Annotated in this window: 26 protein-coding genes and 1 tRNA gene; 26 read left to right on the plus strand and 1 reads right to left on the minus strand. The window is 39.1% G+C overall.

The window, feature by feature from the left end:
• The first annotated feature begins 63 nt into the window (after positions 1–63).
• The 12 genes from hisB to POF52_RS19460 all read left to right on the plus strand — a co-directional run bounded on the left by hisB (position 64) and on the right by POF52_RS19460 (position 10,084).
• Positions 64–648, plus strand: coding sequence for an imidazoleglycerol-phosphate dehydratase HisB (hisB, locus tag POF52_RS19405; protein ID WP_025752581.1), 585 nt, complete (start codon positions 64–66; stop codon positions 646–648).
• On the plus strand, positions 649–1,296 hold the full coding sequence (gene hisH, locus POF52_RS19410; RefSeq protein ID WP_016765871.1) for an imidazole glycerol phosphate synthase subunit HisH: 648 nt from the start codon (positions 649–651) through the stop codon (positions 1,294–1,296).
• Positions 1,283–2,017, plus strand: coding sequence for a 1-(5-phosphoribosyl)-5-[(5-phosphoribosylamino)methylideneamino]imidazole-4-carboxamide isomerase (hisA, locus tag POF52_RS19415; RefSeq protein WP_097824889.1), 735 nt, complete (start codon positions 1,283–1,285; stop codon positions 2,015–2,017). Before hisH ends, hisA begins: the two co-directional genes overlap by 14 nt.
• Positions 2,017–2,775 carry an imidazole glycerol phosphate synthase subunit HisF gene (gene hisF, locus POF52_RS19420; RefSeq protein WP_176585246.1) on the plus strand — a complete coding sequence of 253 codons (759 nt, stop codon included), beginning with the start codon at positions 2,017–2,019 and terminating at the stop codon, positions 2,773–2,775. Before hisA ends, hisF begins: the two co-directional genes overlap by 1 nt.
• Positions 2,772–3,395 carry a bifunctional phosphoribosyl-AMP cyclohydrolase/phosphoribosyl-ATP diphosphatase HisIE gene (gene hisIE / locus POF52_RS19425; RefSeq protein WP_013059715.1) on the plus strand — a complete coding sequence of 208 codons (624 nt, stop codon included), beginning with the start codon at positions 2,772–2,774 and terminating at the stop codon, positions 3,393–3,395. The genes hisF and hisIE overlap by 4 nt, the downstream gene beginning before the upstream one ends.
• A 181-nt stretch (positions 3,396–3,576) precedes the next feature.
• Positions 3,577–5,079: a tetratricopeptide repeat protein gene (locus tag POF52_RS19430; protein ID WP_271994199.1), complete on the plus strand. Its 1,503-nt coding sequence runs from the start codon at positions 3,577–3,579 to the stop codon at positions 5,077–5,079.
• Between the two features lie 110 nt (positions 5,080–5,189).
• Entirely contained in the window at positions 5,190–6,143 is a 954-nt protein-coding gene (trxB, locus tag POF52_RS19435; RefSeq protein WP_013059713.1) for a thioredoxin-disulfide reductase, read from the plus strand.
• 303 nt (positions 6,144–6,446) lie between these two features.
• Positions 6,447–6,905, plus strand: coding sequence for an 8-oxo-dGTP diphosphatase (locus tag POF52_RS19440; protein ID WP_013059712.1), 459 nt, complete (start codon positions 6,447–6,449; stop codon positions 6,903–6,905).
• Between the two features lie 41 nt (positions 6,906–6,946).
• Positions 6,947–7,840 (plus strand): RNase adapter RapZ, encoded by an 894-nt coding sequence (gene rapZ, locus POF52_RS19445; RefSeq protein WP_013059711.1) that lies wholly within the window; start codon positions 6,947–6,949, stop codon positions 7,838–7,840.
• Positions 7,837–8,823 carry a gluconeogenesis factor YvcK family protein gene (locus tag POF52_RS19450; protein WP_271994204.1) on the plus strand — a complete coding sequence of 329 codons (987 nt, stop codon included), beginning with the start codon at positions 7,837–7,839 and terminating at the stop codon, positions 8,821–8,823. The genes rapZ and POF52_RS19450 overlap by 4 nt, the downstream gene beginning before the upstream one ends.
• Positions 8,824–8,856: 33 nt before the next feature.
• Complete coding sequence (whiA, locus tag POF52_RS19455; RefSeq protein ID WP_013085390.1) at positions 8,857–9,801, plus strand: DNA-binding protein WhiA; 945 nt, start codon at positions 8,857–8,859, stop codon at positions 9,799–9,801.
• A gap of 28 nt (positions 9,802–9,829) precedes the next feature.
• Complete coding sequence (locus tag POF52_RS19460; RefSeq protein WP_013059708.1) at positions 9,830–10,084, plus strand: HPr family phosphocarrier protein; 255 nt, start codon at positions 9,830–9,832, stop codon at positions 10,082–10,084.
• Positions 10,085–10,117: 33 nt separating this feature from the next.
• On the opposite strand, the gene clpP is transcribed toward POF52_RS19460, so the two are convergent.
• Entirely contained in the window at positions 10,118–10,705 is a 588-nt protein-coding gene (gene clpP, locus POF52_RS19465; RefSeq protein WP_013059707.1) for an ATP-dependent Clp endopeptidase proteolytic subunit ClpP, read from the minus strand.
• Positions 10,706–10,925: 220 nt separating this feature from the next.
• Between clpP and POF52_RS19470 the strand changes: the two genes are divergently transcribed.
• The 14 genes from POF52_RS19470 to smpB all read left to right on the plus strand — a co-directional run bounded on the left by POF52_RS19470 (position 10,926) and on the right by smpB (position 25,674).
• Positions 10,926–10,997 (plus strand) — tRNA-Arg (locus tag POF52_RS19470).
• Between the two features lie 201 nt (positions 10,998–11,198).
• A complete protein-coding gene (locus POF52_RS19475) occupies positions 11,199–11,873 on the plus strand; it encodes a hypothetical protein (protein WP_271994207.1) in 675 nt (224 codons plus the stop codon).
• A gap of 286 nt (positions 11,874–12,159) precedes the next feature.
• Complete coding sequence (gene rpoN, locus POF52_RS19480; RefSeq protein WP_271994208.1) at positions 12,160–13,470, plus strand: RNA polymerase factor sigma-54; 1,311 nt, start codon at positions 12,160–12,162, stop codon at positions 13,468–13,470.
• A gap of 12 nt (positions 13,471–13,482) precedes the next feature.
• Positions 13,483–13,731: a glutaredoxin family protein gene (locus POF52_RS19485; RefSeq protein ID WP_271994210.1), complete on the plus strand. Its 249-nt coding sequence runs from the start codon at positions 13,483–13,485 to the stop codon at positions 13,729–13,731.
• Between the two features lie 133 nt (positions 13,732–13,864).
• Entirely contained in the window at positions 13,865–14,893 is a 1,029-nt protein-coding gene (locus tag POF52_RS19490; RefSeq protein WP_271994212.1) for a sugar-binding transcriptional regulator, read from the plus strand.
• A 45-nt stretch (positions 14,894–14,938) separates the two neighbouring features.
• Entirely contained in the window at positions 14,939–15,946 is a 1,008-nt protein-coding gene (gene gap / locus POF52_RS19495) for a type I glyceraldehyde-3-phosphate dehydrogenase (protein WP_013059702.1), read from the plus strand.
• A gap of 309 nt (positions 15,947–16,255) precedes the next feature.
• Entirely contained in the window at positions 16,256–17,440 is a 1,185-nt protein-coding gene (locus tag POF52_RS19500; RefSeq protein WP_013059701.1) for a phosphoglycerate kinase, read from the plus strand.
• A gap of 175 nt (positions 17,441–17,615) precedes the next feature.
• Positions 17,616–18,371 (plus strand): triose-phosphate isomerase, encoded by a 756-nt coding sequence (gene tpiA / locus POF52_RS19505; protein WP_271994219.1) that lies wholly within the window; start codon positions 17,616–17,618, stop codon positions 18,369–18,371.
• A complete protein-coding gene (gpmI, locus tag POF52_RS19510) occupies positions 18,371–19,903 on the plus strand; it encodes a 2,3-bisphosphoglycerate-independent phosphoglycerate mutase (RefSeq protein WP_013085384.1) in 1,533 nt (510 codons plus the stop codon). Before tpiA ends, gpmI begins: the two co-directional genes overlap by 1 nt.
• Positions 19,904–19,927: 24 nt before the next feature.
• Positions 19,928–21,223 (plus strand): phosphopyruvate hydratase, encoded by a 1,296-nt coding sequence (gene eno, locus POF52_RS19515; RefSeq protein WP_013059698.1) that lies wholly within the window; start codon positions 19,928–19,930, stop codon positions 21,221–21,223.
• A gap of 209 nt (positions 21,224–21,432) precedes the next feature.
• Positions 21,433–21,666 (plus strand): preprotein translocase subunit SecG, encoded by a 234-nt coding sequence (gene secG / locus POF52_RS19520; RefSeq protein ID WP_013059697.1) that lies wholly within the window; start codon positions 21,433–21,435, stop codon positions 21,664–21,666.
• A gap of 267 nt (positions 21,667–21,933) precedes the next feature.
• Positions 21,934–22,674, plus strand: coding sequence for an alpha/beta hydrolase (locus tag POF52_RS19525; RefSeq protein ID WP_013059696.1), 741 nt, complete (start codon positions 21,934–21,936; stop codon positions 22,672–22,674).
• 38 nt (positions 22,675–22,712) lie between these two features.
• A complete protein-coding gene (gene rnr, locus POF52_RS19530; protein ID WP_271994223.1) occupies positions 22,713–25,055 on the plus strand; it encodes a ribonuclease R in 2,343 nt (780 codons plus the stop codon).
• Positions 25,056–25,206: 151 nt separating this feature from the next.
• On the plus strand, positions 25,207–25,674 hold the full coding sequence (gene smpB / locus POF52_RS19535; RefSeq protein ID WP_013059694.1) for an SsrA-binding protein SmpB: 468 nt from the start codon (positions 25,207–25,209) through the stop codon (positions 25,672–25,674).
• Positions 25,675–25,784: the final 110 nt, after the last annotated feature.

Genomic DNA, 25,784 nt, shown 5'->3' on the forward strand with positions numbered 1-25,784 from the left:
AAGAAAAGAGTAGAAATGTTCTTTTCTTTACTTACTACATGCACAGTTGAAAGGAGTTTCACAATGAGAGAATCAAGTATTAAACGTACAACAAACGAAACGGATATTGCATTAGCGATTGGAATCGATGGAGAAGGAAAAGCGAGCATTGATACAGGCGTTCCTTTTTTAAATCATATGCTCGATTTATTTACAAAACACGGACAGTTTAACCTTGATGTAAAAGCAGATGGAGACACGGAGATTGATGATCACCATACAACGGAAGATATCGGTATTTGCCTTGGTCAAACGTTCAAAGAAGCGCTCGGTGATAAAAAAGGAATTAAACGCTATGGAAATGCTTTTGTACCAATGGATGACGCGTTGGCTCAAGTGGTAGTAGATTTAAGCAATCGTCCTCATTTTGAATTTAAAGGTGATATTCCCGCGTCGCGCGTCGGTACATTTGATACAGAGCTTGTGTATGAATTTTTATGGAAATTTGCATTAGAATCTCGCATGAATGTACATGTAATTGTACACTACGGTAAAAATACGCACCACATTATTGAAGCGGTGTTTAAGGCTTTAGCACGTGCTTTGGACGAAGCGACAACGATTGATCCGCGTGTCAAAGGTGTGCCTTCGACGAAAGGGATGTTGTAAATGATTGGAATTATCGACTATGGGATGGGCAACTTATACAGCGTAAGTAAAGCTCTTGAACGATTAAACTATGATTATATTATCTCGGCAGATCCTGCAGAACTAAGAAAGGCAAAAGGGCTGATTCTTCCTGGAGTTGGAGCATTCAAAGATGCGATGGAACAGCTGAATCAAACAAAACTGACGGACTTTATTAAAGAAGAAGTAGCAAAAGGAATGCCTTTGCTTGGAATTTGTTTAGGTATGCAGCTTTTATTTGAAGAAAGCGATGAGAACGGCGTAACAAAAGGGCTGGAACTGTTAAAAGGGAGAGTCGAGCGTATTCCCGGCATTACTGCCGAAGGACAGACATATAAAGTTCCCCATATGGGCTGGAACTCTTTAGATTTTCATCAGCAGTCTGCTCTGCTTGATGGAATCAGTGAAGGTCATGTGTACTTTGTTCACTCTTATTACGTAAAAACAAATGATCAAGACGTGCTTTTAGCAACAAGTCCTTATGATGTCGAAGTTCCAGCAGTTGTTGGAAAAGAACACGTATTTGGCACTCAATTCCACCCTGAAAAAAGCAGTGCAATCGGAATGCAAATGCTGCAAAATTATGCAAACTTCGTAGAGAAAAGGAGCCCATCGTATGAGCAAATTTGAAATATATCCAGCCATTGATATGCGCGGAGGAAAGTGCGTCCGTTTGCTTCAAGGAGATTACTCAAAAGAAACGGTGTACGGAGATTCTCCGGTAGATATGGCCACACAATTCGCAAGTGAAGGCGCTCAGTGGATTCACATGGTTGATTTAGACGGCGCAAAAGCGGCCAAGCGCGTGAATGATGAATTTGTGCTAGGCGTGAAAAAGAAATTAGATGTACGTGTGCAAATTGGAGGAGGCATTCGCTCAGAAGCTGACGTTGCTTACTATTTAGAAAGCGGAATTGACCGTGTTATTTTAGGAAGTGCAGCTATTTCTAATCCTGAATTTGTGAAAAAAATGCTGAAGGAATATGGTGCCCGTATTGCTATTGGTATTGATGCACGTGATGGCTATGTTGCGACGGAAGGCTGGGTGGAAACATCTACAATCAAAGCGACAGAACTAGGAAAAGAATTGGCTAATGCTGGTGCGGAAACATTTATTTTCACGGATATTTCTACTGATGGTATGCTGTCTGGTCCTAATGTGGAAGGAATTGTTGAAATGGCTAAGGCTACTGGAAAAGGTGTGATTGCATCAGGGGGAGTTAGTAAACTTGCTGATCTAGATGCACTAAAGAAATATGAAGCTGACGGCGTTATTGGTGCCATCGTAGGGAAAGCACTTTATACAAATAAGTTTACAGTAGCTGAAGCACTTCAAGAGGTGAAAGCGTAATGATTACAAAACGAATCATTCCTTGTTTAGATGTAAAGGACGGCCGTGTGGTAAAAGGAGTTCAGTTTGTGGAACTTCGAGATGCAGGAGATCCTGTAGAATTGGCGAAATTTTACGATGAAGAAGGCGCAGACGAATTAGTCTTTTTAGACATTTCTGCTTCTCATGAAGGACGCAAAACGATGGTACATGTTGTAGAAGAAGTAGCATCTCAGCTAGCGATTCCTTTTACGGTGGGCGGAGGAATTAATGCATTAGAAGATATGAAAAGAATGCTTCGTGCTGGTGCAGACAAAGTGTCGTTAAATACAGCGGCCGTACTCAATCCAACACTGATTACAGAAGGGTCCGACTTTTTTGGAGCTCAGTGTATTGTGGTAGCCATCGATGCTAAGTATGATGAAAGCTTACAATCATGGCGAGTCTACACACACGGAGGCCGCAAAGCAACGGACTGGGAAGTAATCGACTGGGCTAGAGAAGCAGTGAAGCGCGGTGCGGGTGAGATCTTGTTAACGAGTATGGATAAAGACGGTGAAAAGTCAGGGTTTGATTTAGCATTAACTAAAGCAGTCAGCCAAGCGGTGAGCGTTCCTGTTATTGCTTCCGGCGGCGCAGGAAATGGTCAAGATTTTGTCGATGCGTTTGAAAAAGGGGAAGCTGACGCGGCTTTGGCGGCTTCGATCTTTCACTATAAAGAAACATCTGTAAAAGAAATTAAAAGCTATGCAAAACAACAAGGAGTGAGCATTCGATGACGATTGAAAACATTAAATTCAACAGTGATGGACTTGTGCCAGCTATTGTACAAGATGCTGTGAGCAAAGAAGTTTTAACATTGGCTTATATGAACGAAGAATCACTTCAAAAATCAATTGATACACGTGAAACATGGTTTTACAGCCGTTCTCGACAAGAGTTGTGGCACAAGGGTGCAACTTCTGGAAACACACAAAAAATTGTGAGCATGGCATATGACTGTGATGCTGATTCTCTTGTTGTAAAAGTGGAGCCTCAAGGTCCTGCTTGTCATACAGGCGCTTACAGCTGCTTTAATGAAACAATTCTTGGCGAAAATAAACAAAACGATAATCGTTTTGCTATTATTAATGAGCTAGAAGAAGTAATCGCTAAGCGTGAAGCTGAAATGCCAGAAGGAGCTTATACGACGTACTTATTCGATAAAGGCGTAGATAAAATCCTCAAAAAAGTAGGAGAAGAAGCTGGTGAAGTGATTATTGCAGCAAAAAATCGTGACCATGATGAGCTGAAGTGGGAAGTTGCAGATTTATTGTACCACGTACTTGTTTTACTTCGTGAGCAAAAGCTGCCTTTAGACGATGTCCTATCAGTATTAAAAGAGCGTCACTCTAGCTAATAGCTACATAGTGAAAAGAGAGAAGGAGTTGTCTCATTTTAGATAAAAGAGGCAAAACCTTCTCTTATTTGTGTCCAGAAACGACTGTTTACAGGCTCCTTTTTTGAATAGAGGTATTAAACTTCTTGGCAAATGTGATATACTACGAACGTCGAAATTATCAACTTATTTGGAGGGCTTAATGGAAAAACACTCAAAAGTAATTCAAAAAATGGCACAAGTAATTCCATTTTCGCAAACGGGTGACTTCTATTTCGAAAAAGCGCTGCAGGCGTTTGAAGAAGAGGAGTCGGATAAAGCGCTCAAGTATTTAACGCGTGCAAACAAAGAAAATGCCCGTAATCCACAGCTTCTTACAAACGTTGGAGTAGCTTTAACGGAGCAGGGAGATTATCAAGATGCCAACGAGCTTTTTCTCCATGTGATTCATCACATGGACGATACATTAGGAAGCTGTTACTACTATATAGCCAACAGCTATGCGCATCTTGGACTGTTTGAAGAATCAAAAAAATACGCGATGTATTACATTGAGCATTTTCCAAATGGTGACCTCTTTCGATCGGCTACAGATCTGTTAGATTTACTATCAATTGATGTGGATGAAGAAGATGAAGAGCCTAAAAATCAGCTAGGCGACATGCTGATTATAAAACAAGAACAAGCAAAAAGACTGCTTGAAGCAACGAATTTTGAAGAAGCAGTGGATTTGTTAACTGAAATAATTGATGAGTATCCAGAATTCTGGTCTGCATATAATAATTTAGCGTTAGCTTATTTTTATTTAAATAAAATTGATAAGGCAATGGATTTGCTGAATGAAGTATTGGAGAAAAACCCTGGAAATCTTCATGCGTTATGCAATCAGCTGATTTTCTATTATTATTGCCATAAGCATAAAGAAGTTGAGGAGCTTACAGACGGGCTTAGCCGCGTTTATCCAATGTCATTTGAACACCGCTATAAGCTTGGAGCAACATTTGCATTGATTGGTCAATACAAACTATCATACAGATGGTTAAAAAAGCTTTATACACAAGGATTTCAAGGAGACAACTCATTTCATTATTGGCTCTCATATGCTTCTTACTATACCGGGCGTGAAGCGTTCGCTAAAGAAATGTGGAAGCTGGCATTGGAAGACGTTCCTGATAAAGAAGGAGAGGAGCCTTGGCGCATCAGTCAAAAAGCTGCGAAGGTTTTTCAATCGAAAGTGGATATTACAGCGAAAAAGAAATGTGCAACAAAAAATGTTCATGATCAGCTTTACAGCCTGTATATGGCGAAGAAGCTTCCTGAACAACAGCGTCTGCTTCTTTTAGAAGAAATCAAGTCGTCCATACATATGAGTACACTTTTAGATGAAGTATATACGTATGTATGGCAGGATAAACACCATGTGATTTTTGAGGTGGCAGATGTTATTGAACTGGAGATGGAATCGCAGACTGAAAGTGATATCCAGGATCTTTTAAGCTTTTGGTTTTATGTATATGTACAGGTATATAAACAATCCTATGATTTTCAGCATGTGAACGTAAATGCATGGGCCGCAGCCGTCACATATATATGGGCGAAAGAACAAAACCAGTCTATTACTCAAGCCGATGCGGCAAAACAATATTCCATTTCCGCTGCAACAGTGAGAAAGTACAGTAAAATTGTGAATACGTTATTAAATTGAGCAAAAAAATAGACGATAATAGGAAGAACATATTAGGATAGTGGTAACGAAATAATTATCCATAAATTTGGAATCAACTACGAAGGAATTTCCTAAAGGAGTGTAAAGCGATGACAGAAGAAAAAATTTATGATGTCATTATTATTGGGGCAGGCCCAGCAGGTATGACTGCTGCTGTATATACATCTCGTGCAGATTTATCAACATTAATGATTGAACGCGGAATTCCAGGCGGTCAAATGGCTAATACGGAAGATGTAGAAAACTATCCAGGTTATGATCATATCCTTGGTCCTGACCTTTCTAACAAAATGTTTGAGCATGCAAAAAAATTCGGTGCGGAATATGCGTACGGTGATATTAAAGAAATCATCGACGGAGAAGAATACAAGACAGTTCGTGCAGGCAGCAAAGAATATAAAACACGTTCAGTAATCGTTGCTACTGGTGCTGAATATAAAAAATTAGGTGCGCCAGGAGAAAAAGAACTAGGCGGCCGCGGCGTATCTTATTGTGCTGTATGTGACGGTGCATTCTTTAAAGGTAAAGAGCTAGTCGTTGTAGGCGGTGGAGACTCTGCGGTTGAAGAAGGCGTATATTTAACACGCTTCGCAACAAAAGTAACAATTATTCACCGACGCGATGAGCTTCGTGCGCAAAAAATCCTACAGCAGCGTGCATTTGATAACGAAAAAGTCGACTTTATTTGGAATACAACGGTCAAAGAAGTAAATGAAAAAGACGGTAAAGTAGGCAGCGTAACGTTAGTAGACACAAAAACAGGTGAAGAGCGCGAGTTTGGTGCGGACGGCGTATTCATTTATGTTGGAATGGTTCCACTAACAAAACCATTCGAAAGCCTAAACATCACGAATAAAGAAGGATATATTGAAACGAACGAGCAAATGGAAACAAAAGTACCAGGTGTGTTCGCAGCTGGAGACGTTCGTGAAAAGGCTCTTCGTCAAATTGTAACAGCTACAGGCGATGGCAGCATTGCTGCTCAAGCGGCTCAGCACTATGTAGAAGAGTTAAAAGAAAAGTTAAAAGCTATTCAGCAATAAGGCTGAAATCAATCTTTTACAAAACGTAATTCGGTTTTAACTGTTCTGTAACACCTGTGAAACATTGATGGGGTACTATATAGATAGTAATTGACCCCCTTTTATAAAATATATATATGTCGGGCATAGGACGTGTTCCTATGCCTCTTTTTTGTGACTATAACAGATTGAATTTACGTATATAACAGTAATGGATTATTTTCAGAAAATTTAGTAATAGTCAGTTCATCTCCGTTGTGAGAGAAGTTTGTTTCGTAGTATAATAAAAGAAAATGTCAGTATACATATGATGAGGTGGAAAACATGCAAAGGGTCACAAATTGTGTATTAATGAAAGATGATAAAGTATTGTTGCTTCAAAAGCCACGACGAAACTGGTGGGTGGCCCCGGGTGGGAAAATGGAGCAAGGAGAATCTGTAAAAGACTCTGTTGTAAGAGAATTTCGTGAAGAAACGGGAATTTATTTGAAAAATCCCACTGTAAAAGGTATCTTTACTTTTACGATGAAAGAAAACGATCAAATTTCATCTGAATGGATGATGTTTACTTTTTTTGCTACAGATTTTGATGGGACAAATGTGCTAGAATCAGAAGAAGGCAAACTCGGTTGGCATAATTTGAGTGAAGTAAGTGAATTGCCGATGGCACCGGGAGATCATCACATTATCGATTATGTAGCAAAAGGGTCGGGTGTTATTTATGGCAACTTTACGTATACAACAGATTTCGAGTTATTATCTTATCGAATTGATCCTTGTTAATGATAAATAGACATGTATGCATAGATTGAGGGGGATGGAAAATGAGTACTGGGTCTGTAAGCGATATTCAATTAGTGATTATTACTGGAATGTCAGGTGCAGGAAAAACAGTAGCAATTCAGAGTTTTGAAGATTTAGGGTTCTTTTGTGTAGATAATTTACCCCCTACATTGCTACCGAAATTTTTAGAACTCATGAAAGAGTCAGGGAATAAAATGAATAAAGTTGCTCTTGTTATGGACTTGCGAGGCAGAGAGTTTTTTGAAAGCTTGTTTGAAGCATTAGATAACATGAGTGAAACAACGTGGGTCACGCCACAAATTTTATTTTTAGATGCAAAAGATTCTGTATTGGTGACGCGCTATAAAGAAACGAGACGTTCACATCCGCTAGCTCCTTCGGGTTTACCTTTAGAAGGAATTGGTATGGAACGTGAGCTTCTTGAGGAGTTAAAGGGAAGAGCTCAGCTTATTTATGAGACGTCAGAGTTAAAACCAAGAGAGCTTAGAGAGAAAATTTTAACTCAGTTTTCGTCGCACGCTTCACAGGTTTTTACTGTTAATGTGATGTCGTTTGGTTTTAAATATGGTGTGCCTATTGACGCTGATTTAGTCTTTGATGTGCGCTTTTTGCCAAACCCTCACTACATTGACCATATGCGTCCTAAAACGGGGCTTGAAGAAGAGGTTTCTTCTTACGTATTAAAATGGACGGAAACTCAAAAGTTCATTGAAAAAGTAGTAGACTTACTTTCGTTTATGCTTCCACAGTACAAGCGAGAAGGTAAAAGCCAGCTGGTCATTGCTATAGGCTGCACAGGCGGACAGCATCGCTCCGTCACACTAGCTGAATATTTAGGTCACCATTTCCAGAATGAATACAAAACTCATATTTCTCATCGTGACATTGAGAGGAGAAAGGAAAATCATAGATGAGCAGTGAACAGCTTCCAAAAGTTGTCGTCATTGGGGGAGGAACGGGTTTACCAGTGCTGTTAAGAGGGTTGAAGGAATACCCTCTTGATCTTACAGCCATCGTAACCGTAGCAGACGACGGGGGAAGTTCTGGCCGATTGCGCGACGAACTTGAAATCCCTGCTCCTGGTGATATTCGAAATGTGCTAGTTGCTTTATCTGATGTAGAACCACTAGTTGAAGAGCTTTTTCAGCATCGATTTGATACAGGAAATGAGCTTACAGGCCATTCTCTTGGCAATTTGTTGCTTGCAGCTATGACGTCTATTACTGGCGATTTTGTGCATGCTATACGAGAAATGAGCAAAGTACTAAACGTCAGAGGGAAAGTACTTCCAGCAGCTAATCAAAGTGTTGTGCTGCATGCGGAGATGCAAGATGGATCCATCGTAACAGGTGAATCTAAAATTCCAGAAGTTAATAAAAAAATTAATAAAGTATTTTTATCGCCCGCTGATGTGAAACCGCTTGTCGAGACAATAAAAGCGATTCGACGCGCTGATTTAATTGTGTTGGGGCCCGGAAGTCTTTATACAAGTATTTTGCCGAATTTACTGGTGCAGGATATTTGTAACGAGCTTTGTTCGACAAAAGCCAAGAAAGTGTACGTATGCAACGTGATGACGCAGCCGGGTGAGACATTAGGCTTTAAGGCAAGTGATCATATTAAAGCGCTTTACAATCATATGCCGTGTGCATTTTTAGATGCGATTATCGTCAATAATGCACCTATTCCAGCACCTTTGAAAAAGAAATATCAAGTAGAGCAGGCTCAGCCTGTAGAATATGATCGTGAAGTATTGCTAAAATTAGAGTTAGAAGTGATTGAAGATCAAATTATTCAGTATGACGGCAGCGTAATTAGGCATGATACAAAAAAAGTAGCAAAGCTTGTGTATTCTATGCTGACATCGCTGCAAGGTAAAGCGAATACGGGTGTTTAACACTATTTCCGTATGTAGATTGGAGGTGAAGTTATGTCATTTGCATCAGAAACAAAAAAAGAGTTAACGAATTTAGAAGTCAAAGATTGCTGTGCAAAAGCAGAGCTTTCTGCATTAATTCGAATGAATGGTTCACTTTCTTTTTCGAATAAAAAATTCACGGTTGATGTTCAAACAGAAAACGCAGCGATTGCTCGGCGCATTTATGTCCTGCTTAAGAAAAATTATGATGTGTCAGTAGAACTGCTTGTGCGTAAGAAAATGCGGTTGAAGAAAAACAATGTGTATATTGTTCGATTAGTAGAAAAAACGAGAATGCTTTTGGAAGACTTAAAAATTGTAGAAGAAGGGTTCACGTTTACACATCGTATTTCACCAGAGCTAGTACAAAAAAAATGCTGTAAGCGATCCTACTTAAGAGGCGCATTTTTAGCCGGCGGTTCTATTAATAACCCAGAGACATCATCGTACCATCTTGAAATCTTTTCATTGTATGAAGAGCACAACGAAGCTTTATGCAATTTAATGAACGAATTTCAATTGAATAGTAAAACATTAGAACGGAAAAAAGGCTATATTAACTATTTGAAAGAAGCTGAAAAAATTACGGAGTTTCTAAATATCATTGGAGCCCATAACGCTCTTTTACGGTTTGAGGATGTAAGAATCGTCCGAGATATGCGAAATTCCGTTAATCGCTTAGTTAATTGTGAAACAGCTAACTTAAATAAAACGATCGGAGCGGCTATTCGTCAAGTGGAAAACATTCGTTATATTGATGAAACAGCTGGATTAGACATCTTACCAGAAAAGCTAAGAGAAATTGCTCGTTTGCGTGTGGAATACCAAGACGTTACGTTAAAGGAGCTTGGTGAGATGGTATCTGGAGGTCAAATTAGCAAATCGGGCATTAACCATCGGTTGCGTAAAATTGACCAAATAGCAGACAAGCTTCGCGCCGGTCAGCCAGTCACATAAGGGGAATTGCAAGGGGGAGGATTTTATCATGGAAAAACAAGTAGAAGTAAAATTAAAAACGGGATTACAAGCTCGTGTTGCGGCACTGTTTGTGCAAGAAGCAACTCGTTTTACATCTGATGTGTACTTGAAAAAAGATGAGAAAGTAGTCAACGCTAAGAGTATCATGGGGTTAATGAGCTTAGCGATTAATAATGGTTCTCTCATTACGCTCATTGTTGAAGGGGTAGATGAAAAAGAAGCAATGGATGCGTTAGTAGCTTACGTAGAGAACGATGCATAAAAAAGCCTTTCCCGCAGCGGGAAAGGCTTTTTTTTATTTAGGGTCGTTTTCTAATACTTTGTCAATTAGACCGTATTCTAAAGCGCGTTCAGCAGTCATGAAATTATCACGATCTGTATCACGTTGTAGCACTTCTAACGGTTGACCTGTACGCTCAGCTAAAATTGAATTTAGTTTTTCGCGTAAGAATAGAATACGTTTTGCCGCAATTTCGATTTCAGTAGCTTGTCCTTGAGCACCACCAAGAGGTTGATGAATCATTACTTCGCTGTTTGGAAGAGCAAAACGTTTGCCCTTTTCACCAGCAGCCAGTAAGAAAGCACCCATTGATGCAGCCATACCGATGCAAATTGTAGAAACTTTTGGCTTAATGAATTGCATCGTATCGTAGATAGCCATTCCAGCTGTAATAGAGCCACCTGGACTGTTGATATAAAGTGAGATATCTTTTTCTGGATCTTCAGCAGCTAGGAATAGAAGCTGAGAAACGATTGAGTTAGCTACATTATCGTCAATAGCACTACCTAAAATAATAATGCGGTCTTTTAATAAACGTGAATAAATGTCATAAGCACGTTCACCACGGTTTGTTTGTTCAATAACTGTAGGAATTAAGTTCATATTAAATTCCTCCTTAACAAGAATAATTTGTTATGTACCTATAATACACGTATGGTCAATAAAGGTCAAACAAAAGAACCTCTACTACACATATTCGCTTAAAAGACTATGTATTCCTCTTTGACATTATTAAAATTTTTCCCCCTTCTAAAAAAAATAAACGTAGTATTCTATTGAAAAGAGAAGTTTTCTCTCCTATAATGGAAGTTGTGACAAATATGCCCTCGTAGTGTAGTGGATAGCACAAGAGATTCCGGTTCTCTTAGGGTGGGTTCGAATCCTGTCGAGGGCGTCTCAAAACGTTGCGGATTACGCAACGTTTTTTATTTTGAGTAAAAAGGCTCACCTTCTCAAAAAAATATATTTATTTTCCTCCTATAACCCTTTATACGCGTAAGTAAGCAAGAAATTAATTCCATTGTACCGGTTGCGGAATTTGTCAGAATACTATAAAACAGTATATAAGGAAAAGAAACACGGAGGAGGAATAAATATGAAATATATGAACAAACTTTTCATTGTCAGTGCATCGGTAGCACTATTGCTGTCTGCATGCGGGACGAATGAAGATTCTGCTCAGTCGAAGTCTAATGATCAAGCAGAAAATGTTCAGCAGGACACAGCTTCTAAATCTGATCAAACATCAGGCGCTGCAAAAGAAGATTCGAAAAAAGATGCGGATTCTTCCGAGGTCTCAGCCAAACCTTCAGGAAGTCAATCATCAACTAGCGAAACAGCGGAAGATGGACAGTCAACGTCTTCTTCAGAAACAAAACTAACAAAAAGCCCAGGACAAGATTATTCTATTCAAGTAATGGACGGTTATAAACTAACGGGTGAAGAACCAGGAAAAGATGCGTTAGTATTAACTTCAGATGATTCTCAATTTATGCGTATTGAAATGCTTTCATCAGAAGTATCGATGGATGACGCTGCTCAATCTGTTAAACAAACGGCAACAGCAGTTAATAAAAATGCAGCAGAGAAAAAGAATCTTGAAGAGAATGGAATCTTCAAAGATTCTGTTTGGTATGAAGCCACATCTGGCGATCATACGGTAAACGCTGTGTTGGTTAAGGGAAAGAAACCAATGAAGCTAACCATCTTCACGAAAAATGAAGAAGAAAACTTGGACAAGTTTATGCAAATGGCACAAACCATTCAATAAGCAATTTTTCTATATATTATACACATGCAGAAAATTCGACATGACGAAGAAAACGTCATGTCGGATTATTACTTGGATCATGTGGTTGGTGCAAATTATAATGAAAAGTTATAAAGGTGTATAGCTCTATTACTTTTTTGATGGTTAATAATTAAAAATAGGATGAACCGCTTCGTTAACAAAGGTTGACGAAGATTTTTTGATGAAAAAATTACATATAAAAAATAGTTACATGCTCTTTGAAAGCGTTTTTATAGTAAAATAGATGAAGGGGAGGGGAGAAATAATGGAGATTGGATTATTTCAGCAGCAGTCGTTAAAGCTGACGATGTCAAAAGAATTATCACAAGCTATTTCTCTTTTACAATATTCATCGATGGATATTGTAGCGTTTTTACATGAGCAGGCGCTTCAAAATCCGCTTATAGATTTTTCAGAGCTGCCCGTCTATACATCTCACAATCAAAAAAATCATGCAACTTCTGATTCAACAGATTATATGAGCAGTATACCAGCTCCTAAAGAAACGCTGTACGAACATTTAATGAATCAATCCGCATTATTAAAGTTAGATGAATGTGAGCAGGCAGCCGTTGAGTTTGTTATTAATAGCCTGGATGATGCTGGCTATTTGCACGATGAGTTAATCATACTTGCTAACCAGCTTGGCCAAGATCAGGAGCAGGTTGAAAAGGCTCTCCAGCTTGTGCAGCAGATGGACCCGGCAGGAGTAGGGGCAAGAAGTTTACAAGAGTGCTTAATGCTTCAATTAAAAAGGAATAATCAATGGACAGAAAAAATAGAGCAAATTTTGACACATCACTTTGAGGAATTCGCGTATAAAAAATGGATGAAAATCTCAAAGTTATGTCAAATCTCACTTGAAGCTCTTCAACACTTACATGAACAGATTAAGAAATTAAATCCTCGTCCTGGATCGTTTTATATGAAGTCCAATGAACGATTCATTGTACCGGATTTTATTGTAAAAATTGAAGATGGAAATGTCGTTGCTTATGCAAATGAGGATTTGGAACCTCGACTTTCAGTGAATGAACAATACAAACTTCAGCTGAAAAATAGGCAGAACCAAGAAATGTTTTCTTATTTACAAGAGAAATATCGTGAATTCCAATGGATTATGAAAAGTTTACACACACGCAAAGATACATTAAATGCATTAATGAATACCTTACTCGTTGAACAAGAAGCATTTTTTAAAAAGGGTCCTTCGTATTTGAGGCCGTTAACAATGAAGGAAGTAGCGGAACAAACGTCTGTGCATGAATCAACGATTAGCCGTGCTACTCGGCACAAATATATTCAAACGCCTTTTGGCACCTTTTCAATGAAATCTTTTTTTTCAACTAGTATTCAACTGGGCAACAACGAAGCAACTTCTACAACTCACGTAAAAGAACTGCTTAAAAAGCTAGTAGCAGAAGAAAACAAACAGCGTCCGCTTTCAGATCAGCAGTTGGCTAACGTTTTGCAAAGCAATTATAACGTTACTATTTCAAGAAGAACGGTAGCCAAATATCGAGATCAATTAAACGTTCTACCATCCAGTCAACGAAAACTTTTTGTCACGCAGTAAAGGAGTGGGAATGTGGAAATCGTACTGTATACTAAAAATGGCTGTCACTTATGCGATGATGCAAAGAAGCTGCTTGCAGGGCTGCAGTCGGAGTTTCCCTTTCAGCTTATTGAACGAGATATTTACAAAAACGATGAGTGGCTGGAAAAGTATCATCTTGCCATTCCTGTAGTAGAAATGGATGGAGAAGAAATAGAATATGGAAAAATAACAGGTATTCTGTTAAGAAAACGCTTACTTTTAAAAATAGGCAACACATGAGTTGAATAAAGGATTCACTCCTGTTAGAATAGATTTTGTAGCAGGGTGAATTTTTTTTGCGCAAGGTGGGACATAATATGTCTATACGGGACAAAAAATGTCCAGCGAGTTTATGCCTTAAGGGGATTTTAACATGCGTTCTTTAATAGAAGTACAACGAAAATTATTACCTGAACTTCTCTCAGTTATGCAAAAGCGCTATCAAATCTTGCAATACATACGTTTAATGCAGCCGATTGGCCGCAGAAACTTAGCTGTAAGCCTTGGGCTAACAGAGCGTGTGTTACGAAGCGAAGTAACATTCTTAAAAGAACAAGATTTGATTGACATTTACTCTAGTGGAATGACGCTTACAAATGAGGGAGAGCTCCTTCTGGCTGAATTAGAAGAAGTAATGAAGGAAGTTTCAGGACTTCGGTTATTGGAAACAACATTAAAAGAGGCGTTTTCTTTATCAGAAGTTGTTGTTGTATCTGGAGATAGTGATCAATCTCCTTGGGTCAAAAATGAAATGGGTCGAGCATCTGTTTCGTGTATCAAGGAGCGCCTTGTTGGTAAAAAAAATACCGTTGCTGTTACAGGTGGTACGACGCTTGCCGCCGTTGCCGAAATGATGACACCTGATTTAAAACACCCTGATGTACTTTTTGTACCTGCTCGCGGAGGGCTAGGGGAAAATGTACAAAACCAAGCAAATACGATTTGTGCTAAGATGGCTGAAAAGTCCATGAGTCACTATCGCTTGCTTCATGTTCCAGATCAGCTTAGTGATGAAGCATACCGATCTATTATCGGTGAACCATCTATTAAAGACATGCTTCATTTAATTAAGTCCGCTGGTATGGTTGTTCACGGAATAGGAGACGCTATGACAATGGCAGAACGCCGTAAAACACCACAAGCAGACTTAGAAAAAGTGAAAAATGGACATGCTGTAGGTGAGGCATTTGGATACTATTTTAATCATCAAGGCGAAGTTGTTCATAAAGTTAAAACAGTTGGCATACAACTCGATGATTTAAAGAACAATAAATGTGTTATTGCTGTTGCAGGAGGTTCATCAAAAGCAAAGGCAATTAAAGCGTTTATGCAACAAGCGCATGATTCGATTCTCATTACAGATGAAGGCGCCGCAAAAGAGTTAGTAAGGGATTTTAATTAATCCCTCATATAAAAAATACTTTTTACATTCAAGGAGGAAATACCCATGGCAGTAAAAATTGGTATTAACGGATTTGGTCGTATCGGCCGTAATGTATTCCGCGCAGCTTTAAAAAATGATAACGTTGAAGTAGTAGCAATCAACGACTTAACAGATGCTAACATGCTTGCTCACCTTTTAAAATATGATTCTGTACACGGAAAATTAGATGCAGAAGTAGTAGTAGATGGTAGCAACTTAGTAGTAAACGGTAAAACAATCGAAATCTCTGCTGAACGTGACCCAGCTCAATTATCTTGGGGCAAACAAGGCGTAGAAATCGTTGTTGAATCTACTGGATTCTTCACAAAACGCGCTGACGCTGCAAAACACTTAGAAGCAGGAGCTAAAAAAGTAATCATCTCTGCTCCAGCATCTGACGAAGATATCACAATCGTAATGGGTGTTAACGAAGACAAATACGATGCGGCTAACCACAACGTAATTTCAAACGCTTCTTGTACAACTAACTGCTTAGCGCCATTTGCTAAAGTGTTAAATGACAAGTTCGGTCTTAAACGCGGAATGATGACAACAGTTCACTCTTACACAAACGACCAACAAATCTTAGACTTACCACACAAAGATTACCGTCGTGCTCGTGCAGCTGCTGAAAACATCATCCCAACTTCAACTGGTGCTGCTAAAGCTGTATCTCTAGTATTACCTGAATTAAAAGGTAAATTAAACGGTGGAGCTATGCGTGTTCCAACTCCAAACGTTTCTTTAGTAGACTTAGTTGCTGAACTTGACAAAGAAGTAACTGTTGAAGATGTAAACAACGCTCTTAAAGAAGCTGCTGAAGGCGATCTTAAAGGTATCCTTGGTTACAGCGAAGAGCCACTAGTATCTGGTGACTACAATGGTAACATCAACTCTTCTACAATCGATGCATTATCTACAATGGTAATGGAAGGTAACATGGTTAAAGTTATCTCTTGGTACGATAACGAGAGCGGATATTCTAACCGTGTAGTAGACCTTGCTCAATACATCGCTGCTAAAGGACTATAAGAATAACTTAAAATTCGCTTCTATTTTATTCAATAAGACAGAAATCGACTAGACTTTCCTTTTTTATTGGATATCTGAAAATAGAACGACTATAATAAGACTTGCTAAGGAAGAGAGGGGCATACCCCCTCTTCCTTGATTTATGTATTGGCTTCTACATGAAAAAGCGTCATAAGCAGCTAACTGGAGTTTCACTTTATATAGAAAGGCGCCAATATATAAAATGAAATCTACGGTGGTTTGTGGATTGATGATTACATAGAAGCCTACTTGCTTAGTACCATAAATACTTAAGGAGGCCTTTTAACGATGAACAAAAAAACGTTGAAAGACATCGATGTAAAAGGAAAGCGAGTATTTTGTCGCGTAGACTTTAACGTACCAATGAAAGACGGAAAAGTAACAGACGAAACTCGTATTCGTGCAGCTATTCCTACTATTCAATATTTAGTAGAACAAGGTGCAAAAGTAATTTTAGCTAGCCATCTTGGACGTCCAAAAGGCGAAGTTGTTGAAGAGTTACGTCTAAATGCTGTTGCAGAACGTTTACAAGCTCTTCTTGGTAAAGACGTTGCAAAAGCTGACGAAGCTTTTGGCGAAGAAGTAAAGAAAACAATCGACGGCATGAGCGAAGGCGATGTTTTAGTACTTGAAAACGTACGTTTTTACCCAGGTGAAGAGAAAAACGATCCTGAATTAGCAAAAGCATTTGCTGAATTAGCAGACGTGTACGTAAACGATGCATTCGGTGCAGCTCACCGTGCGCATGCTTCAACAGAAGGAATTGCACAACATATTCCAGCAGTAGCAGGTTTCTTAATGGAAAAAGAGCTTGATGTGCTTTCAAAAGCATTATCAAACCCAGAACGTCCATTTACTGCAATCGTTGGTGGAGCAAAAGTTAAAGACAAAATCGGTGTAATTGACCACTTGCTTGATAAAGTAGATAACTTAATCATCGGTGGAGGACTTTCTTACACATTTATTAAGGCACTAGGCCATGAAGTAGGTAAATCACTTCTTGAAGAAGACAAGATTGAACTTGCAAAATCTTTCATGGAAAAAGCTAAGAAAAACGGAGTAAACTTCTACATGCCAGTGGACGTGGTAGTAGCAGATGACTTCTCAAATGATGCTAATATTCAAGTTGTATCAATTGAAGATATTCCAAGCGATTGGGAAGGCTTAGACGCAGGACCGAAAACGCGTGAAATCTATGCTGACGTAATCAAAAACTCTAAGTTAGTTATTTGGAACGGACCAATGGGTGTATTTGAATTAGACGCATTTGCTAACGGAACAAAAGCAGTAGCTGAAGCTTTAGCAGAAGCAACTGACACATATTCAGTAATCGGCGGAGGAGACTCTGCAGCAGCTGTTGAAAAATTCAACTTAGCTGATAAAATGAGCCATATTTCTACAGGTGGCGGTGCGTCACTAGAGTTTATGGAAGGTAAAGAACTTCCAGGCGTAGTTGCATTAAACGATAAGTAAGTTTATGTTTCAGTAAGACGGAGGACCGACCTGACGACTGATAATATAAAAAATTATCAAGCAGCGAAGAAGGGTGACCAAGAGATAAAAGGGACCGAATCACTTTTAACAGCACCCTCTTGGACATCTAACGCGTGAAGGGAAAACCCACAATAAACAAAGGACGGTGTTATACATGCGTAAACCAATTATTGCAGGAAACTGGAAAATGAACAAAGTACTTTCTGAAGCAACTAGCTTTGTTGAAGAAGTAAAAGGAGCAGTACCATCTCCTGAAAACGTAGATTCAGTAGTATGTGCACCTGCACTATTTTTAGATCGTTTAGTAGAAGCGACTAAAGGCACAGACTTAAAAATTGGTGCACAAAACATGCACTTTGAAGAAAACGGTGCGTTCACTGGAGAAGTGAGCCCTGTTGCTTTAGCAGACTTAGGTGTGAACTATGTCATTTTAGGACACTCAGAGCGTCGTGAAATGTTTGCTGAAACGGACGAAACAGTAAACCAAAAAACAATTGCTGCATTCAAACACGGTTTAACACCAATCGTTTGCTGCGGTGAAACAAACGAAGAGTACGAACAAGATCAAACAAAAACAGTTGTAGCTAATCAAGTACAAAAAGCATTAGCTGGTCTAACTGATGAGCAAGTAAAGCAAACGGTTATTGCATATGAGCCAATTTGGGCAATCGGTACAGGTAAATCTTCAACTGCTGAAGGTGCAAACGAAGTTTGTGCATACATCCGTAGCGTTGTTGCAGAACAATTCTCTCAAGATGTTGCAGATGCTGTACGTATTCAATACGGCGGTAGCGTAAAACCTGCTAATATTAAAGAATATATGTCTCAATCTGACATTGACGGAGCTTTAGTAGGTGGAGCAAGCTTAGAAGCAGATTCTTTCTTACAGCTTTTGGAGGCTGGTAAGTAATGAGTAAAAAGCCAGTAGCATTAATCATCTTAGATGGTTTTGCATTACGCGATGAAGATAAAGGTAATGCGGTAACACATGCAAAAAAACCAAACTTCGACCGTTTCTGGAACGAGTATCCTCATGCTACACTTCAGGCGTCTGGAGAAGCTGTAGGCTTACCAGAAGGCCAAATGGGTAACTCTGAAGTAGGTCACTTAAACATCGGCGCAGGCCGAATTGTGTACCAAAGCTTAACTCGTGTAAACGTAGCAATTCGTGAAGGCGAGTTTGAACAAAACGAAACGCTTCTAGCAGCTGTAAAGCACGCAAAAGAAAAGGGTACAAACCTTCATCTTTTCGGTCTTTTATCTGATGGCGGTGTACACAGTCATATCGAACATCTATATGCATTATTGCGTCTAGCTAAGAGTGAAGGCTTAGAAAAAGTCTACATTCATGGCTTCTTAGATGGTCGTGACGTAGCACCTCAATCTGCTGAAACGTATTTAAAAGAACTTAATGAAAAAATTGAAGAGTACGGCGTTGGTGAAATTGCAACACTTTCAGGACGTTACTACTCAATGGACCGCGATAAACGCTGGGAGCGCGTAGAGAAATCATACCGCGCAATGGTGTACGGCGAAGGTCCATCATATACAAGCGCTGAAGAGTGCGTAAAAGATTCGTATGAAAATGGAATCTATGACGAATTCGTTTTACCTTCTGTTATTACAAAAGAAGACGGATCGCCAGTTGCGACAATTCAAGACGAAGATGCAGTTATTTTCTACAACTTCCGTCCAGATCGCGCAATTCAAATTTCAAATACGTTCGCAAACGAAGATTTCCGTTCATTTGATCGCGGTGAAAAACACCCGAAAAACTTACATTTTGTATGTTTAACTCACTTCAGCGAAACAGTTGACGGATATGTAGCCTTTAAGCCAAATAACTTAGATAACACGCTTGGTGAAGTATTATCACAAAATAACTTAAAGCAGCTTCGTATTGCCGAGACAGAAAAATATCCTCACGTAACGTTCTTTATGAGCGGTGGACGTGAAGCAGAGTTTCCTGGTGAAACACGTATCTTAATCGATTCACCAAAAGTAGCAACATATGACTTGAAACCTGAGATGAGTGCTTATGAAGTGACGGACGCGTTGCTTGCAGAAATCGAAGGCGATAAGCAAGACGCTATTTTATTAAACTTTGCAAATCCTGATATGGTTGGCCATTCAGGTATGTTAGAACCAACGGTAAAAGCAATTGAAACAGTAGATGAGTGCTTAGGCAAAATCGTAGATGCAATTTTAGCTAAAGGCGGTACAGCAATCATCACAGCAGACCATGGTAATGCTGATGAAGTGATTACGCTTGAAGGTAATCCAATGACGGCTCATACAACGAATCCTGTTCCAGTAATCGTAACCAAACAAGGCTTAGAGCTTCGTGAAGACGGTATTCTAGGAGATCTAGCTCCTACGATGCTTACTCTTCTAGATGTAGCACAGCCAAAAGAAATGACAGGTAAAACATTAATTAAATAATTAATTATAAAGGAGAGTTTTAAAATGCCAGCAATTCTTGACATTTATGCACGCGAAGTATTAGATTCTCGCGGTAACCCAACAGTTGAAGTTGAAGTATATACTGAATCAGGCGCTTTCGGACGCGCTTTAGTACCAAGTGGTGCTTCTACTGGTGAATACGAAGCAGTAGAATTACGCGATGGTGACAAATCTCGCTACCTAGGTAAAGGTGTATTAAAAGCAGTAGAAAACGTAAACGAAATTATCGCTCCTGAATTAGTAGGTATGGACGTAACTGATCAAATCGGTATCGACCGCCTTATGATCGAGTTAGACGGTACTGAAAATAAAGGTAAATTAGGTGCCAACGCTATTCTTGGTGTATCTATGGCAGTAGCTCACGCAGCAGCTGATTTCGTAGGTCTTCCATTATACCGTTACCTTGGTGGATTCAACGCTAAGCAATTACCAACTCCAATGATGAACATCATCAACGGTGGTTCTCATGCTGATAACAACGTTGACTTCCAAGAATTCATGATCTTACCTGTAGGAGCTCCTACATTCAAAGAAGCAATCCGTATGGGTGCTGAAGTATTCCACGCGTTAAAATCTGTTTTATCTGCTAAAGGTTTAAACACAGCTGTAGGTGACGAAGGTGGTTTCGCTCCTAACTTAGGTTCTAACCGTGAAGCATTAGAAGTAATCGTAGAAGCAATCACAAAAGCTGGTTACGAAGCTGGTAAAGACATCCAATTAGGTATGGACGTAGCTTCTTCTGAGTTCTTCAACAAAGAAACTGGTAAATATGATTTAGCAGGCGAAGGCCGTACAGGCGTAACTTCTGCTGAAATGGTAGATTTCTACGAGCAGTTAGTTAACGAATTCCCAATCGTTTCAATCGAAGACGGTTTAGACGAAAATGACTGGGATGGTCACAAGCTATTAACTGAGCGCATTGGCGGAAAAGTACAGCTTGTTGGTGACGATCTATTCGTAACAAACACGAAAAAACTTGCTCAAGGTATCGAACAAGGCGTAGGTAACTCTATCCTTATCAAAGTTAACCAAATCGGTACATTAACTGAAACGTTCGAAGCTATCGAAATGGCTAAACGTGCTGGTTACACAGCAGTAGTTTCTCACCGTTCTGGTGAAACTGAAGATGCAACAATCGCTGATATCGCTGTTGCAACAAACGCTGGTCAAATCAAAACTGGTTCTATGAGCCGTACAGATCGTATTGCGAAATACAACCAATTACTACGCATCGAAGACGAACTAGGTGTTCTAGCTGTATACGATGGCGCTAAATCTTTCTACAACTTAAAAAAATAAGTTGAAAGTATAAAAAAACGGATGACGATTGTCATCCGTTTTTTTACGTTAAAATCCTTTGTATTTCACTGCCATTACTTGTACGAGAGGGTTTTTTATGATAAATTAACCTTAGCGTAGTGCGCGTACTTTATCCCCGGTAATGCCAATCAGAAGGGATGAAGAAACCCCGCTGATTGACTATTACTTGGTGTAGGAGGTGTGTCTTAGTGCATACATTGCTGATTACTTTGCTAGTGATTGTTTCAATTGCTTTGATTGTTGTGGTCGTTTTACAATCAAGTAAAACTACTGGATTATCTGGAGCTATTTCCGGTGGAGCTGAAACGTTATTTGGGAAACAAAAAGCACGTGGAATTGACTTAGTTTTACACCGTTTGACAGTAGTGTTATCTATCTTATTCTTTGTGTTAACACTTGCTGTATCTTATTTCAAACTTTAATATGTTACTGGATAGACTGCCACCTAATGCATATGTACTTGGTGTATACCAACTTATGTATTAGGTGGTTTTTTAATGGGCGTGTTGAATACTTTAATTTCATTTTTAAGTAATGATATAATATAGCTTTAGAAAAAAATACTAAATATAGTATAAAAGCGTAAAAGTTGATGGCTACATCTCTTGTTATGTGATGACCGTCACATAAATACATGTTTTTTTCTATTAGGACTGCAGATATTATAACTAAAAGGAGTTAAATGATATATGAAAATTGCACAACCAAAGCCATTTACATTTGAAGGCGGCGAAAAAGCTGTTTTATTACTTCATGGTTTTACCGGAAATTCTGCTGATGTTCGTATGTTAGGTCGTTTTTTAGAGAAAAAAGGATACACATGCCACGCACCTCATTACAAAGGACATGGCGTAGCGCCTGAAGAACTTGTTCATACTGGTCCAAAAGATTGGTGGAAAGATGTCATGGACGGCTATGAGTTTTTGAAAAGCAAAGGTCATGAAAGTATTGCCGCTGTAGGTCTTTCACTAGGTGGCGTATTTTCACTGAAATTAGGTTACACTGTACCTATAAAGGGTATTGTGCCTATGTGCGCCCCTATGTATATAAAGAGTGAAGAAGTCATGTATGAAGGTGTTTTAGCGTATGCACGCGAATATAAAAAGCGTGAAGGTAAATCTTCTGAACAGATTGAACAAGAAATGGAAGAGTTCAAGCAAACACCAATGAACACATTAAAGTCTTTACAGGAATTAATCGCTGAAGTGCGAAATTCAGTTGATATGATTTATGCACCGACATTTGTTGTACAAGGTCGTCATGATCATATGATTAATACAGACAGCGCCAATATTATTTATAATAGCGTCGAGTCTCCTACAAAAGATATAAAATGGTACGAAGAATCTGGTCATACCATTACCTTTGATAAAGAGCGTGATCAGCTTCACGAGGATGTATATGCATTTTTGGAATCACTTGATTGGTGATAGAGATAATACGAATAAAGAAAAAGGAGGGACATGATGTGAAAGAAGAAAATCAGCCCTATATAAATGAAATATTGGATTTTATGAAAAGGGATAATTACAAACCTTTGACTGTCCAAGAGCTTGCAAAAGAATTTAATACTGAGGATGCAGAGTCATTCAAAGAGTTTGTGAAGGCACTTGTTATTATGGAAGAGAAGGGTTTAATTATCCGAGCAAGAAACGATCGCTACGGGCTGCCGGAACAAATGAATTTTGTCAAAGGGAAAGTAAGCGGACATGCAAAAGGGTTTGCGTTCGTAGTTCCTGAAGAAAAAGATGCGGGTGATGTATTTATTCCCCCTACTGAAACAAACAATGCTATGCACGGAGATATTGTGCTTGCAAGAGTGTCATCAGAATCATCAGGTGCTCGTCGTGAAGGAACCATTGTAAAAATCTTAGAACGAGGTACCCAGCAAATTGTAGGTACGTATACGCAAAGCAAAAATTTTGGCTTTGTGATTGCGGATGACAAAAAAATTGCAGGTGATATCTTTATTCCCAAAGCAGCAAGAAACGGTGCAGTTGAAGGCCATAAAGTAGTAGTAGAACTGACAACCTATCCGGAAGGCCGCATGAACGCAGAAGGAAAAGTTGTTCAAATTCTTGGACATAAAAACGATCCGGGGATCGATATCATTTCTGTTATCCATAAGCACGGTCTTCCTCAAGAATTTCCTGCTGATGCTTTAACACAAGCAATTGATACACCTGAAACGATTGACGAAAAAGATATCGGCAACCGCCGCGATCTTCGTGATCAAGTTATTGTAACCATTGACGGAGCAGATGCAAAAGATTTGGATGACGCGGTAACAGTTACAGAGCTTGAAAATGGAAACTACAAATTAGGCGTCCATATTGCAGATGTAAGTCACTACGTTAAAGAAGGTTCTCCGATTGATGTAGAAGCGGCGGAGCGCGGAACAAGCGTCTATTTAGTAGACCGAGTTATTCCGATGATTCCTCACCGTTTATCTAATGGAATTTGCTCATTAAATCCAAAAGTTAACCGTTTTACGCTTTCGTGTGAGATGGAAATCGATCCACAGGGTGAAGTAGTAAAACATGAGATTTTTGAAAGTGTCATCAAAACGACAGAACGAATGACGTATTCAGACGTTAACAAAATCTTAGTGGATAAAGACGAAGAAGTGTTAGAACGCTACGAGCCAATTGTTCCGATGTTTGAGCGTATGGAAAAGCTGGCAGCTATTCTTCGTAAAAAGAGAATGGATCGCGGGGCCATTGATTTTGATTTCAAAGAAGCAAAAGTATTAGTAGACGATGATGGCCATCCTCACGATGTTATTTTGCGTGAACGTTCGGTTGCTGAAAAGCTAATCGAAGAATTTATGCTAGCGGCGAATGAAACAGTAGCAGAACATTTTCACTGGATGAACGTACCGTTCATTTATCGTATTCACGAAGATCCAGATGCAGAGAAGCTTACTCGTTTCTTAGAGTTCATTACAAACTTTGGTTACACGGTGAAAGGAACAGGAAACGATATTCATCCGCGTGCGCTACAGGATATTTTAGAAGAAGTAAAAGGTACGCCTGAAGAGATGGTTATTTCAACTGTTATGCTTCGTTCCATGAAACAAGCGAAATATGAAGCAGAAAGTTTAGGCCACTTTGGTTTATCAGCTGAGTTCTATACGCATTTTACATCTCCAATCCGTCGTTATCCGGATTTAATTGTTCATCGTCTCATTCGCACGTATTTAATTGAAGGAAAAACAGATCAGCAAACGCAAGAAAAATGGCGCGAGCTTCTGCCTGATGTTGCTGAGCATTCTTCTAATATGGAACGTCGTTCAGTTGACGCTGAGCGGGAAACGGACGATATGAAAAAAGCTGAGTTTATGGCTGATAAAGTTGGGGAAATATTTAATGGTATTATTAGCTCTGTTACTAACTTTGGAATGTTCGTGGAGCTAGAAAATACGATTGAAGGTTTAGTTCACGTCAGTGACTTAACTGATGACTATTATCGTTACGACGAACGTCACTATGCGATGATTGGGGAAAAAACGGGCAATGTCTTCCGAATTGGAGACGAAATTGAAGTGAAAGTTGCTGATGTGAATAAAGACGAGCGTTCGGTTGACTTTATTATTGTAGGAATGAAAGAAAGTCGCAAACGCTTATCTAAAGACCGTCCTAAAGTGATTAAAGCAAAACAAAAGTCACGCAAAGATGATAAAGGAAAAGGTCGCGAGGGCAGCCGAAGCAAAAATGAAGAGTGGTCTACTCAAAAGCCAAAGAAGAAAAAGAAAAAGAGATTCTTCGAGGGTGCCCCAAATGTTAAGCGCAAAAAGAAAAAGCGTAAATAATCGAAATCGACAGCAGTGAAGCAGAAGGGTATTCCTTCTGCTTCAAAACAGCTCCATTAAACGTTTTAGTTGTTGTTTAGATTTCCATACAGTAAAATGATACATAATATCATACATATACGTAAGTACGGCTGAAGGGAAGGAACGTTTTATGCCAAAAGGTGAAGGGAAATTAATTGCACAAAACAAAAAAGCCCGCCACGACTTTTTTATTGAAGAAACATATGAGACGGGTATTGTTCTACAAGGAACGGAAATCAAATCAATTCGCAATGGGCGTGTAAATTTAAAGGACTCTTTTGCTCGTGTGCAAAACGGTGAAGTATTTCTACACAATATGCACGTTAGTCCTTACGAACAAGGAAATCGATACAATCATGAGCCGTTGCGTACACGAAAGCTATTGCTGCATAAGCGTGAAATCAGCAAGCTAATTGGCTATTCAAAAGAAACGGGTTATTCATTAGTTCCTTTAAAAGTGTATTTAAAAAATGGATACGCAAAGGTTTTACTAGGGCTTGGTAAGGGTAAAAAGAAATATGACAAGCGTGAAGACTTAAAGCGAAAAGAAGCGAAGCGCGATATCGAACGAGCATTTCGTGATCGTCAAAAGATGTAACATTACAAAATCTTACAATTGCAAAACGCTCATTTTGTGATATAATAAGTATTGTTATCAGTTAGATTTCATTTTGCACACTGAAGTCGCTATCTGATGTAAGATTTTTT

Origin of the sequence: Priestia sp. AB (assembly GCF_028369225.1) — a bacterium.
In the GTDB taxonomy this organism is placed as follows: Bacteria; Bacillota; Bacilli; order Bacillales; family Bacillaceae_H; genus Priestia; species Priestia megaterium.